Origin of the sequence: Streptomyces tardus, assembly GCF_018101125.2 — a bacterium.
Lineage (GTDB): Bacteria > Actinomycetota > Actinomycetes > Streptomycetales > Streptomycetaceae > Streptomyces > Streptomyces tardus.
Window position 1 is genome coordinate 3,710,826 of sequence record NZ_JAELVF020000001.1, and the last position, 13,222, is coordinate 3,724,047.

Sequence of the window (13,222 nt, forward strand, 5' to 3'; positions counted from 1 at the left end):
AGCAGCGCGGTCGGTCCGAGCGACACCGGATCGGCCCTCGACGTCTGTCGGTTCGATGGCCGTCGAAAGCACCTCTCGCGCTTGCGGTCTTCGCGGCCTCGGAGAGCTTGTCGTCCGCCCGGGTGGCACCGCGCTGGGTGAGCCGGGAGCAGCGATCTCGGTGGTGACCTTCCCGGCGACGCAAGGGGGATCAGGGTGGGCGGTCGGGATCGGAAGGTGAGGTGGGAGCTCGCGGCAGGGTGGGGGACAGCAGCCCCGAGCCGGACCGTCGCGGGGTCGATTCGGGGCCGGCCGGATGTCCGACGGGGGTCGGTGCGCGGGCACTGCGGCCCGAGCTGCTTCTCCACTCGTGCCGAGCCTCGCAGAGCAGCAGGCCCCGTGGCGTGCTCCTGCCCCCGTCCCACGGTGACCGTCGGGGCTCGGCGGCAGCTCAAGCCCGGTTTCACTACCGAACCGGAGCTTTGAACGTCCGCTCGAGCGTACTCACGTCACGCCGTGGGGCGGCGGGTCTGCGCAGGCTACGGCCCGGGCTCGCACACGGACGCTGTCCGCTGACCTCCCACGTGAAGGGAACGATTGCGCAGTGCGGCCTCACTCCGCTCGCACGGAGAGACGGTCAGCCGGAGAGTGAGGTGTTCTGCCGCAGGGGCTGACCGGCGGGCCGGGCCGCTGCAGGGGTGGGCCCTGCCATCAGCCGAAGTCGCTGAACCCGAGGCGCAACTGCCGTACGTCCACGGTCAGATGTCGCCGTCGCCCCGCTTGGGCGGGTCCGACGCGTCGTTGTCCGATCCGGGTTCGTCAGGGCCGGAGGAGTCGTCGGTGCCGGGCGACTGGTTCTCCGGTTCCTGCTTGCGGAGTTTCTCAAGGGAGGTTCTGGCGGTGTCGAAGAGGATCTGCTTCACCTCGTCCGCGCCCACATGTTCGCCGCCTCGGCCGTCGAAGAAGGTGGACCAGCGCAGTTCCGCCGCCACCCAGCCGTCGCGGATGGAGAGCGTGGCTCCGGTCAGAGGGCCCTTGTCGTTGGTCTCGGTGCTGTAGAACGCTTCCTCGCCAAGCTCTTCGACCTCGACGATGTCGTATTTGGTCTTGTCGTCCTTGGCGCGCAGATCGTGCTGGCCCTTGACCTCGGCCTCGAACTCGGCGCTGGGGTCGATCTGCTTGTGCCAGGTTGTCTTGAACTCCACGTAAACGGTGGGGACGTAACGGCTGTCGCCCGGATCCTCGTAGCCGTTGTAGTCGTCCCCTCCCCTGGGCGTGAGTTGCAGGCCGCAGGCACTGATGTCCTGCGCTTCCTGGGCGCTGTGCCTGCTGGTCCGGGCGCCGCTTCCCTCCACGGACTTGTAGTGCTCCGCGAAGAAAGAGGTGTCCATGACCTCGCACAGCTCGTGGTGGAAGTGGTACCCGCCGAGGTCGGCCGAGGGCTCCGAGTGGAAGCCGCTGTTGACGATCACCGCCGCGCCCCAGATCGCCGAGGCCATGACGGCACCGCCGACTCCCCAGACCCATCCGGGCACGCGTGCCCGGCGGCCACCGGTGCCTGCTGGGCCGGTCGGTCCTCCGGGCTGTACGAACCCGCCGCCCATCGTGGGGGAGGGGCCGACAGTGGCACCCGGCGCCGGGTGGCCGGTCTGCTGTCCGGGAAAATGGCCGGCCGGCTCTGGTGCGGAGGTGGCGCCGGCTGTGCCGCCGGGCCCGTACACACCTGTCTGGTTCGTGGCCCCCGGCCCACCGATGCCGGCCTGCCCGCCAAGCCCCGGCTGCCCGCCAACTCCCAGCCCTGCGCCCGCTCCAGGCTGCGGCTGCTGCGGGCGTGCGTACGGATTGCTCTGATCCCCCGGTATGGACATAGGGAAGAAGATACCGGTGTGCATGCCATCGGAGACCGCCGCACGCGACATGTACCGCACTCCCGGGGCCGGATCCCGTCGGTGCCTACGCGGTCCGCAGGCGCGCGGGTGCCAGGACCTGTCCGGGGCACCGAGTCGCCCACCCGCCCGCATCGATCACCGACCGACCGACCGATCACCGACCGAGCGACCGAGCGATCGCCGACCGACCGATCACCGACCGACCACCGACCCGTGAGGCCCGGACATCCGACGCATCGCCGGTACGGCGGCCCCGAGGCCTCTGCCCGAGACCGATCCTCCCTGGGCCGGCTGACCCGCGGCCTCGACCCTGCCGCCAAGCCCCGTCCCGCCCGCGGCGGACCGCATGCCCCCGCCGGTGCGCCATGTCCGCGGGCCCTGGAGGGCGAACAGCGAAACGCCCCCGCGAGCGCGCGGCTCCCGGGGGCGTTCCAAGCAGTGCTGTGGCGAACAACACGATCTTCTGCGGCGTTCCTTGGGCTCCGGTGTCACTGGAGGCCGGTCGGGCGCCGACGTTGTGTGCCACCGTGCGCGGTCGAGGTAGAGGGCTCGACGCGGTGCGTACGGCGGTGGTTGGTGCGTGCTCCTCGGGTGTACGGCAGTAGAGGGTGCCGTCACGCCGATCGGAACGGGTCCGTCACACATCTCCGCCCTCGGGTGCCGCGCGCCGTAGTTGGAACGCGGAGTGAGAGGGAGCAGCCGGACAGGGCCGCACCGGCCCGGGTCACTTCTGGAGGGAAGCGACCTTCTGCGCGATGGCCGACTTCTTGTTGGCCGCGTTGTTCTTGTGCAGAACACCCTTGCTGGCGGCCTTGTCGAGCTTGCGGCCGGCGGTACGGGCCGCCTCGGTCGCCTTCTCGTTGTCGCCGGCGGCGACGGCCTCGCGCACGCGACGGATGGCCGTCTTGAGCTCGGACTTGACCGCCTTGTTGCGCTGGCGCGCCTTCTCGTTGGTCTTGATGCGCTTGAGCTGGGACTTGATGTTCGCCACGAAAGAGCCTTCTCAGGTTCGACAGATGCTTGATTCCGTGCCCGGTGGATCACTGCCACAACAGAGAAGAAGTGGATGATCGCCACAACGCGACCGCAACTGACGGAAAACAGGCCCCAAAAGGCCGCCGAAGGCGATCGGTGAGTGTCCACCCAAGCCGTCCCGCCGTGGAGAAAAGCGGGTGCCGTCAGTGTCCACAAGGCACAGTCGCCCAGCGTAGCAGCAGCGTCCCCGGCCCTCCCAATCAGTGCCGGGGCCCGCTCTCGTGGGAGCATGGGGGGGACGTAGCGATCCGAAGCCATACCCCGACAGGACCACGCGTGCCCGCGACCCCATCGAACGTGCCCGAGCCGAGCCGTACGGACCCGGCACTGATCCGCAACTTCTGCATCATCGCGCACATCGACCACGGCAAGTCGACGCTCGCCGACCGGATGCTCCAGCTGACCGGAGTCGTCGAGCAGCGCCAGATGCGTGCCCAGTACCTCGACCGGATGGACATCGAGCGCGAGCGCGGTATCACCATCAAGTCCCAGGCGGTGCGCATGCCGTGGGCGCCCACCGAGGGCGGGGACTCGGGCACCGCCCACATCCTCAACATGATCGACACCCCCGGCCACGTCGACTTCACCTACGAGGTCTCCCGCTCGCTCGCGGCCTGTGAGGGCTGCGTTCTGCTGGTGGACGCGGCCCAGGGCATCGAGGCCCAGACTCTCGCCAACCTGTACCTGGCGATGGAGAACGAGCTCACGATCATCCCGGTCCTCAACAAGATCGACCTGCCGGCGGCGCAGCCGGAGAAGTTCGCCGCCGAGCTGGCGCATCTGATCGGTTGCGACGTCGAGGACGTGCTGAAGGTCTCGGCGAAGACCGGCGAGGGTGTGGACCGACTGCTCGACGAGGTGGTCAAGCTCGTCCCGCCGCCGGTCGGCGTCAAGGAAGCGCCCGCCCGCGCGATGATCTTCGACTCGGTCTACGACGCCTACCGGGGCGTGGTGACGTACGTCAAGGTCGTCGACGGCAAGCTCAACAAGCGCGAGCGCATCAAGATGCTCTCCACCGGCGCCACCCACGAGCTGCTGGAGATCGGCGCCAGCTCCCCGGAGATGACGCCCTCCGACGGTCTTGCGGTCGGCGAGGTCGGCTACCTGATCACCGGCGTCAAGGACGTGCGGCAGTCCAAGGTCGGTGACACGATCACCCTCCTGCACAAGGGGGCGACCGAGGCGCTGCCCGGGTACAGCGACCCCAAGCCGATGGTCTTCTCGGGCCTCTACCCGCTGGACGGTTCGGACTACCCGGAGCTGCGGGACGCCCTGGACAAGCTCCAGCTCAACGATGCGGCCCTGGTGTACGAGCCGGAGACCTCCGCCGCGCTGGGCTTCGGTTTCCGCGTGGGCTTCCTCGGTCTGCTGCACCTGGAGGTCATCCGGGAGCGGCTGGAGCGGGAGTTCGGCCTGGCGCTGATCGCCACCGCACCGAACGTGGTCTACCGCGTGGTGATGGAGGACGGCGAGGAGCCGATCGTCACCAACCCCAGCGAGTTCCCCACCGGCAAGATCGCCGAGGTGTACGAGCCGGTGGTGCGGGCGACGCTGCTGGCGCCGAGTGAATTCATCGGCGCAATCATGGAGTTGTGCCAGACGCGACGCGGCTCGCTGCTCGGGATGGACTATCTCTCCGAGGACCGGGTCGAGCTGCGCTACACCCTGCCGCTGGCCGAGATCGTCTTCGACTTCTTCGACGCCCTGAAGTCCAAGACCCGCGGTTACGCCTCGCTGGACTACGAGCCGACGAGCGAGCAGTCGGCCGCGCTGGTCAAGGTCGACATCCTGCTGCACGGCGACAAGGTCGACGCCTTCTCGGCGATCGTGCACAAGGACAAGGCGTACGCGTACGGGGTGCGGATGGCCTCCAAGCTGCGGGAGTTGATCCCCCGGCAGCAGTTCGAGGTGCCGATTCAGGCGGCGATCGGTTCTCGCGTCATCGCCCGCGAGACGGTGCGGGCGATCCGCAAGGACGTGCTCGCCAAGTGTTACGGCGGTGACATCTCCCGTAAGCGGAAGCTGCTGGAGAAGCAGAAGGAGGGCAAGAAGCGGATGAAGGTCGTGGGCCGGGTGGAGGTCCCGCAGGAGGCGTTCATCGCCGCCCTGTCCAGCGACGACTCCGGGGAGAGCAAGCCCAAGAAGTAGCCGGGCAGTTGGTGGGCCGGGCGGGTCCGACCCGCCTCGCGGGTACCCGCTCGCGCCGACCGTGCAGGCCGGCGCATCGAGCGCACGGCTCAGGCTCGCGAATCGAGCGCACGGATCAGGCCGGCGAATCTGACGCACAGCTCAGGCGCGCGCTCCCATCGGTCCGCTCGTGCTCACGCGTTCCGCCGCCGGGCCGGTTCGCCGGCCGCCGGTCTGTGTGCCGTGCTGTCCGACGCGCACGCGCCGACGTGTCACCCACCGGGTTGCGATCGCAATCCCCCTGTGCGCACTGCGTAGTTGACTCACTACTCTACGAATTCCAAAGAGTTCGGAAAATGGCTCTGCCGCAGCCCCTTACAAGTCGAGGCTGCGGCGCTTACTCTGATCCCCGCCGAGTTACTCGTGAGTCACCCCCCAGCAACGCAGCGGGCCCCGGAGGATGTCGTGAGCGACACGCAGTCCCAGTTTGAAAACCGTCCGCCCTCCGTGGCGGTGCTTCTTCTTGAACGTATTGAGGCCACACCTCAGGCCGAGGCCTACCGTTACCCCGTGCCGTCCGCGAACGGCAGCGGCCCGGACGCCTGGAAGTCCTACACCTGGACGGAGGCGGCGGAGCGGGTCTTCGCCATCGCGGCAGGTCTGATGGACCTCGGTGTCGAGGCCGAGCAGCGGGTGGCCATCGCCTCCAGTACCCGGGTCGACTGGATCCTGAGCGATCTCGGTGTGCTGTGCGCGGGTGCCGCCACCACGACCGTGTACCCGAGCACCAACGCCGAGGAGACCGCCTACATCCTGGCCGACTCCGACAGCCGGGTGCTGATCGCGGAGAACGCGGCGCAGCTCGACAAGGTGCGCGAGCGCCGCTCGGAGCTGCCGCAGCTGCGCCACATCGTGCTCATCGACGGCGAGGCGGAGGCCGCCGACGGCGAGCCCGAGGGGTTCGTGCTCACGCTGGACCGGCTCATGGAGCGCGGCAGGGCCCACCTGGAGAAGCAGCCGAACGCGGTCAAGGACGCCATCTCCGCGATCCGCGCGGACCAGTTGGCCACCCTGATCTACACCTCCGGCACCACCGGCCGCCCCAAGGGCGTGCGGCTTCCGCACGACTGCTGGTCGTACATGGCCAAGGCGATCGCCGAGACCGGCCTTGCTACCAGGGACGACGTCCAGTACCTCTGGCTGCCCCTCGCGCACGTCTTCGGCAAGGTGCTGACCGCGGGCCAGGTGGAGGTCGGCCATGTCACCGCGGTCGACGGCCGTATCGACAAGATCATCGAGAACCTCCCGGTCGTGCAGCCGACCTACATGGCTGCGGTGCCGCGCATCTTCGAGAAGGTCTACAACGGTGTCGCCTCCAAGGCGAAGGCCGGCGGAGGCGCCAAGCACAAGATCTTCCAGTGGGCGGCCGAGGTCGCCCGCGAGTACGCCAAGGTCACCCAGGACAACTTCCGCCGCACTGGGGTCGCCTCGGCCCCGGCGGCGCTCAAGGCCAAGCACGCGGTGGCCGACAAGCTCGTCTACGCCAAGATCCGCGCGGCCTTCGGCGGCAGGCTGCGCGCCTGCATCTCGGGTTCGGCGGCCCTCGCGCCGGAGATCGGCTACTTCTTCGCCGGTGCCGGCATCCACATCCTCGAGGGCTACGGCCTGACCGAGACCAGCGCCGCGAGCTTCGTGAACCCGGGTGAGGCCTACCGCACGGGCACGGTGGGCAAGCCGCTGCCCGGCTGCGAGGTGCGGATCGCCGAGGACGGCGAGATCCTGCTGCGCGGCCCCGGAGTCATGCAGGGCTACCACAACCTGCCGGACAAGACCGCCGAGGTCCTGGAGTCCGACGGCTGGTTCCACACCGGTGACATCGGCGAGCTCTCCGACGACGGCTATCTGCGGATCACCGACCGCAAGAAGGACATCTTCAAGACCTCGGGCGGCAAGTACGTGGCGCCGGCCGAGATCGAGGGCCAGTTCAAGGCTGTCTGCCCGTACGTGTCGGCGATCGTGGTGCACGGCGCGGACCGCAACTACTGCACCGCGCTGATCGCGCTCGACGAGATCGCGCTCACCGGCTGGGCGGCCGGCAACGGGCTGGCGGGCAGGAGCTACGGCGAGCTGCTCGCCTCCGAGGAGGTGCGCGAGCTGATCGGCGGCTACGTCGAGCAGCTCAACTCCGGGCTCCAGCGCTGGCAGACGATCAAGCAGTTCCGGGTGCTGCCGCGCGATCTGGACGTGGAGCACGGCGATCTGACCCCGAGCCTGAAGCTCAAGCGCCCTGTGGTGGAGCGGGAGTTCAAGGATCTGCTGGAGGAGATGTACACGGGCGCCCGCGAGGCCTGACCCGGCTCGGTCCGGCTCCCGACCCGACCCGGCTCGGTCCGGCGCCCGACCCGACCCGGCGCCCGACCCGGCTCGGTCCGGTCCGGCTCTGTCCGGTTCGGGCCTGGCCGTACGCGGTAGAGGGCGGTCGTGCGTGCCCCGAGTGTCTCCGGAGGTCCTCCGGGAGCGCACGGGCACGCACGACCGCCCTCCGCGTGCACGGCGCGCCCCGGCCCCGCCGCAGCGGCCCCGGCATCAGCCCACGACAAGTGGCGACCCTCGACTCCGGAACGCCGGCGCTGCACCCGCGATCCGGTGCACCGCACGCTGCGGGGGTGGGCCGGCGGCTGTCCGGCCCGCGGCCCCGGCCGGTCGGCGATCAGTCGACCAGGTCCCGTACGACGGCGTCGGCCAACAGCCGCCCGCGCAGGGTGAGCGCGGCGTACCCCGCCTCGTACTCCGGAGCCCGGAGCAGGCCGCTCGCGACCGCCTCGCGGGCGGCGCGTGCGCCCGCGGGGGCGAGTAGCTCCAGCGGGCAGCCGGCCACGAGCCGCAGCTCCAGGAGGATCCGCTCGACCCGCCGGTCCTCCGCGCTCAGGAGCTCGCGTCCCGCGCCGGGGGAGTGGCCGCGTGCCAGGGCGGCGGCGTAGGCGCCCGGGTGCTTGACGTTCCACCAGCGCACTCCGCCGACGTGGCTGTGTGCGCCGGGTCCGGCGCCCCACCAGTCCGCGCCGGTCCAGTACAGCTCGTTGTGCCGGCAGCGACCGCGCTCGGTGGTGGCCCAGTTGGAGACCTCGTACCAGTGGTACCCGGCTGCGGAGAGCGCCTGCTCGGCGATCAGATAGCGGTCGGCGTGCACGTCGTCGTCGGTCATCGGCACCTCGCCGCGCCGGATGCGCCGCGCGAGGCCGGTGCCCTCCTCGACGATGAGGGCGTACGCCGAGATGTGGTCGGGTCCCGCGCCGAGGGCGGCGTCCAGGCTGGCCCGCCAGTCGTCGTCGCTCTCTCCCGGGGTGCCGTAGATCAGATCCAGGTTGACGTGCTCGAAGCCCGCGGCGCGCGCCTCGGCCACGCACGCCTCGGGCCGCCCGGGAGTGTGGCCGCGGTCCAGCACCCGCAGGACGTGCTCACGCGCGCTCTGCATGCCGAAGGAGATCCGGTTGAATCCGGCCTCTCGCAACTCGGCCAGATAGCGCGGGTCCACCGACTCCGGGTTCGCCTCGGTGGTGATCTCCGCGTCCCGGCTCAACCCGAACTCCTCGCGGACCGCGGCCAGCATCCGCCCCAGGTCCGCCGCGGGCAGCAGCGTGGGGGTGCCGCCGCCGACGAAGACGCTCTCCACCTGCCGCGCGTCGCCGCCCAGCACCGTACGGGCCAGCCGCACCTCCTCCACGAGGGTCCCGGCGTAGTTGTCCCGGGAGGCCAGCACTCCGCCGCTGCCCCGCAGCTCGGTGGCCGTGTAGGTGTTGAAGTCGCAGTAGCCGCAGCGCGAGGCGCAGTAGGGCACATGGAGATAGAAGCCGAGGGGGCGGTCGGACGCGCCGTGCAGGGCGGAGGCCGGCAGCGAACCGTCTTCGGGCACGGCTTCGCCGTCGGGCAGTGCGGAGGGCATGGGTGTCATTGTCCGCCATCGAGCGGGCGGTCGCGTACGGCCCCCGCGGCGGCGCCTCAGCGGCTGTCGGCGCCCTCGACGGTGACGTGGTCGATCAGGTGCTCCACCGCGCCGAGCAGCTCCGGCCGCAGATCCCGGTAGCTGCGCACGGAGCCGAGGATGCGCTGCCAGGCGGCGCCGGTGTTCTCGGGCCACTCCAGGGCGCGACACACTCCCGTCTTCCAGTCCTGGCCGCGCGGCACGACCGGCCACGCCCGGATTCCGACGGACTCCGGTTTCACCGCCTCCCACACGTCCACGAACGGATGGCCGACGATCAGCACGTTCTCGTCGGTGACCTCCGCGGCGATCCGCGACTCCTTGGAGCCCGGCACCAGATGGTCGACCAGGACACCCAGCCTCGCCTCCGGCGTCGGCCCGAACTCCCCGACGATCGCCGGGAGATCGTCGACCCCCTCCAGGTACTCCACGACCACGCCCTCGATGCGCAGATCGTCGCCCCAGACGCGTTCGACCAGCTCCGCGTCGTGCCGGCCCTCCACGTAGATCCGGCCCGCCCGCGCCACCCGCGCCTTCGCGTCCGGTACGGCGATCGAGCCGGAGGCGGTCAGCCGGGGCCCGCGAGGTGCGGCCGTACGGGCCCGCACGAGCGTGACCGGCTCGCCCTCCAGCAGGAACGCGGCCGGGTCCATCGGGAAGACCCGGTGCTTGCCGAACCGGTCCTCCAGGGTGACGGTCGGCCCACCCGCGGTCTTCTCGCAGCGCACCACCGCCCCGCAGAATCCGGTCCCTGCGTCCTCGACCACGAGGCCGACGTCCGCCGGCACCTCGGGAACGGGCTTCTTCCGCTTCCACGGTGGAGTGAGGTCGGGGCTGTAGCTGCGCATGGCGCTCATTGTGCCGCCCCGGCGCCCGCAGCCGACGACCAACCCCGGCCGCCGCCCGGCCGCTCCCGCCGCCGACCCGCCCGCCGTCCGTGCGCCGTCGGCGGGCCCGCCCGGGCGCGCCCCGTTCGCCGCCGATCTTCCGGGCCAGTCCGCCGCCCGACGGGTTCTGCGCCGCGCCCGTGCGCCGCCGTGCGTACGCCGCGCGGGGCGTCGCTCCGGCGGCAGGGCGGGGGCTCAGGCCCCGAACCGCCGTGCCAGCTCGTCCCGTTGGGTGCGTACGTACGCGGCGTCCACCACGGCTCCGTGCCCGGGTACGTACCGTGCTCCCTCGCCGCCGAGGTCGAGCAGCCGGTCGAGGGCGGCGGGCCAGCGGAGGGGGTGGGCGTCGGGGCCCGCCTGCGGCTGCCCGGACTCCTCGACCAGATCGCCGCAGAACACCACGTCGGGTGAGCCGGGGACCAGTACCACCAGGTCGTGTGCGGTGTGCCCGGGGCCGACGTTGACCAGCACCGCCTCCCGTCCGCCGAGCCGCAGCACCTGTTCGCCGCTCACCTCGTGCTGAGGCGCCACCAGGACGTCCGCGGCCTCCGCTGCTTCGCGGGGGTCGGCTCCGTGCCGGACCGCGTCGGCCCGGAGCCCGTCCGCCCCGTGCCGCAGCAGCGCGCCGGTACCGACCGCGGCGTACACCCGTACTCCGGAGAACGCGGCGGTGCCGAGCACGTGGTCGAAGTGCGGATGGGTCAGGGCGACGAGGCCGACCGGGCTCGTCGAGCGTGCCTCCAGGCCGCGGCGGATCTCGGCGCCCGCCCGAAGGCTCGCTCCGGTGTCCACGACGAGGGTCGCCTCGCTGCCGACGACCGCGCCGACGGTCTCGTCCCATCCCGGCATGCGCCGACGCAGTACGCCGGGGGCCAACTCTTCCCACTCCTCGCTCATGCCCCGACGGTAGAGCCTCCGGCGGGGATGCCGCCGCCGGAGGCTCTACCGCCGGGCCACCCCGGCGGCGGCATCCCGGCAGGGACCACGCGTGGGCGCAGCGTGCCGGGGTGTCGTCGCAGCGTGTGTGAGGGATGCTCCCGCGATACCTTCTTGCGTCCGCCCTTGCCCTGGCTGTGGTACCCGGCCGTACACTTGCCAGGGACTTGGCACTCAGCCGGACAGAGTGCCAGAAATGTGACGTTCGATCGCGGCCGGGACGGGAGGTGCGCCGAAGTGCTCAGCGAACGCAGGCTGGAGGTCCTCCGGGCCATCGTCCAGGACTACGTCGGTACGGAGGAGCCCGTCGGCTCGAAGGCGTTGACCGAGCGGCACAATCTCAATGTCTCCCCGGCGACGGTCCGCAACGACATGGCCGTGCTGGAGGACGACGGGTTCATCGCCCAGCCCCACACCAGCGCGGGCCGGGTGCCGACGGACAAGGGCTACCGGCTGTTCGTCGACAAGCTGGCCGGGGTCAAGCCGCTCAGCTCCGCCGAGCGCCGCGCCATCCAGAACTTCCTGGACGGCGCGGTCGATCTCGACGACGTCGTCGGCCGTACGGTGCGGCTGCTGGCGCAGCTGACCAGGCAGGTCGCCGTCGTGCAGTACCCCTCGCTGACGCGCTCCACGGTGCGGCACGTGGAGCTGCTCGCCATGGCGCCCGCCCGGCTGATGCTGGTGCTGATCACCGACACCGGCAGGGTCGAGCAGCGCCTGGTCGACTGTCCGAGCCCGATCGGCGAGGAATCCGTCGCCGATCTGCGCGCGCGGCTGAACAGCAGGGTGGTCACCCAGTGGTTCGCGGACGTGCCGCGGTTGGTGCAGGACCTGCCCGAATCCTTCGAGGTCGAGGATCGCGGAGCGGTCTCGGCGGTGCTTTCGGCGCTGCTGGAGACACTGGTCGAGGAGACCGAGGAGCGGCTGATGATCGGCGGCACCTCCAACCTCACCCGCTTCGGGCACGATTTTCCGCTGACGATCGGGCCGGTGCTGGAAGCGCTGGAGGAGCAGGTCGTTCTGCTCAAGTTGTTGGGTGAATCGCACGATTCGGGCATGACGGTGCGCATCGGTCATGAGAATGCTCACGAAGGCCTCAGTTCCACCTCTGTCGTCTCCGTCGGTTACGGTTCCGGCGGTGAGGCAGTAGCCAAGCTCGGCGTGGTCGGACCGACCCGCATGGACTATCCGGGAACGATGGGAGCGGTACGCGCAGTGGCACGTTACGTCGGACAGATTCTCGCGGAGTCATAAGTGGCGACGGACTACTACGCGGTCCTCGGTGTTCAGCGCGACGCCTCGGCGGAGGAGATCAAGAAGGCCTTCCGCCGCCTCGCGCGCGAGCTGCACCCCGACGTGAACCCGGACCCGAAGACGCAGGAGCGGTTCAAGGAGATCAACACCGCGTACGAGGTGTTGTCCGATCCGCAGAAGAAGCAGGTCTACGACCTCGGCGGCGACCCCAACGGCGGCGGTGCCGCGGGATTCGGAGGGGGCGGCTTCGGCAACTTCTCCGACATCATGGACGCCTTCTTCGGCCAGGCCTCCCAGCGCGGGCCCCGCTCGCGCACCCGGCGCGGCCAGGACGCGATGATCCGCCTGGACATCGATCTGGAGGAGGCCGCGTTCGGCACCACCAAGGAGATCCAGGTCGACACCGCCACGGTGTGCGGCACGTGCAGCGGCGAGGGGGCAGCGCCGGGCACCTCGGCGCAGACCTGCGACATGTGCCGCGGTCGCGGTGAGGTCTCCCAGGTCACCCGTTCCTTCCTCGGCCAGGTCATGACCTCGCGGCCGTGCCCGCAGTGCCAGGGCTTCGGCACGGTCGTGCCGACCCCCTGCCAGGAGTGCGCGGGCGACGGCCGGATCCGTTCGCGCCGCAGCCTGACGGTGAAGATCCCCGCCGGTGTGGACAACGGCACCCGCATCGCTCTCGCGGGCGAGGGCGAGGTCGGCCCCGGCGGCGGCCCGGCGGGCGACCTGTACGTGGAGATCCACGAGAACCCGCACCAGGTCTTCCAGCGGCGGGGCGACGATCTGCACTGCACCGTGACGATCCCGATGACCGCCGCGTCGCTGGGCACCAAATGCCCGTTGGAGACGCTGGACGGCGTCGAGGACATCGATGTGCGCCCGGGCACGCAGTCCGGCCAGTCGATTCCGCTGCACGGCAGAGGAGTCACACATCTGCGCGGCAGCGGGCGCGGCGACCTGATCGTCCACGTCGAGGTCCAGACACCCAGCAAGCTCGACGCGGAGCAGGAGGACCTGCTCCGCCGGCTCGCGGCGCTGCGCGGCGAGGAGCGGCCCATCGGGCAGTTCCAGCCCGGGCAGCAGGGCCTGTTCTCCCGGCTGAAGGACGCCTTCAACGGGCGTTGAGCTCCGAC

General features: G+C 70.6%; 9 protein-coding genes. 4 read left to right on the forward strand and 5 right to left on the reverse strand.

Translation table 11 applies throughout. The features are described 5' to 3' along the window. Window positions 1-737: 737 nt before the first annotated feature. Together JGS22_RS15835 and rpsT are read right to left on the reverse strand one after the other, a co-directional pair. The gene (locus JGS22_RS15835; RefSeq protein ID WP_211038488.1) at window positions 738-1,478 is read right to left on the reverse strand and encodes a hypothetical protein; all 741 of its coding nucleotides are present in this window, start codon (window positions 1,476-1,478) and stop codon (window positions 738-740) included. Between the two features lie 1,114 nt (window positions 1,479-2,592). Next, complete coding sequence (gene rpsT, locus JGS22_RS15840; RefSeq protein WP_211038486.1) at window positions 2,593-2,859, reverse strand: 30S ribosomal protein S20; 267 nt, start codon at window positions 2,857-2,859, stop codon at window positions 2,593-2,595. A gap of 320 nt (window positions 2,860-3,179) precedes the next feature. Here rpsT and lepA point away from each other — a divergent pair, with 320 nt between their 5' ends. Together lepA and JGS22_RS15850 are read left to right on the forward strand one after the other, a co-directional pair. After that, window positions 3,180-5,051, forward strand: a complete 1,872-nt coding sequence (lepA, locus tag JGS22_RS15845; RefSeq protein ID WP_211038484.1) for a translation elongation factor 4 — start codon at window positions 3,180-3,182, stop codon at window positions 5,049-5,051. A 444-nt stretch (window positions 5,052-5,495) separates the two neighbouring features. Next, window positions 5,496-7,382 (forward strand): AMP-dependent synthetase/ligase, encoded by a 1,887-nt coding sequence (locus JGS22_RS15850; RefSeq protein ID WP_211038481.1) that lies wholly within the window; start codon window positions 5,496-5,498, stop codon window positions 7,380-7,382. 358 nt (window positions 7,383-7,740) lie between these two features. Here the strand turns inward: JGS22_RS15850 and hemW are convergent, their stop codons facing one another. From hemW to JGS22_RS15865, 3 genes are all read right to left on the reverse strand, one after another. Beyond that, a complete protein-coding gene (gene hemW / locus JGS22_RS15855; RefSeq protein ID WP_211038479.1) occupies window positions 7,741-8,973 on the reverse strand; it encodes a radical SAM family heme chaperone HemW in 1,233 nt (410 codons plus the stop codon). 56 nt (window positions 8,974-9,029) lie between these two features. Beyond that, on the reverse strand, window positions 9,030-9,860 hold the full coding sequence (locus JGS22_RS15860; RefSeq protein ID WP_211038478.1) for a DUF3097 domain-containing protein: 831 nt from the start codon (window positions 9,858-9,860) through the stop codon (window positions 9,030-9,032). A 234-nt stretch (window positions 9,861-10,094) separates the two neighbouring features. After that, the gene (locus tag JGS22_RS15865) at window positions 10,095-10,796 is read right to left on the reverse strand and encodes an MBL fold metallo-hydrolase (protein WP_211038476.1); all 702 of its coding nucleotides are present in this window, start codon (window positions 10,794-10,796) and stop codon (window positions 10,095-10,097) included. Between the two features lie 276 nt (window positions 10,797-11,072). Between JGS22_RS15865 and hrcA the strand changes: the two genes are divergently transcribed. Further along, a complete protein-coding gene (hrcA, locus tag JGS22_RS15870) occupies window positions 11,073-12,089 on the forward strand; it encodes a heat-inducible transcriptional repressor HrcA (RefSeq protein ID WP_211038475.1) in 1,017 nt (338 codons plus the stop codon). Then, a complete protein-coding gene (dnaJ, locus tag JGS22_RS15875) occupies window positions 12,090-13,214 on the forward strand; it encodes a molecular chaperone DnaJ (RefSeq protein ID WP_211038473.1) in 1,125 nt (374 codons plus the stop codon). The last annotated feature ends 8 nt before the right edge of the window (window positions 13,215-13,222 follow it).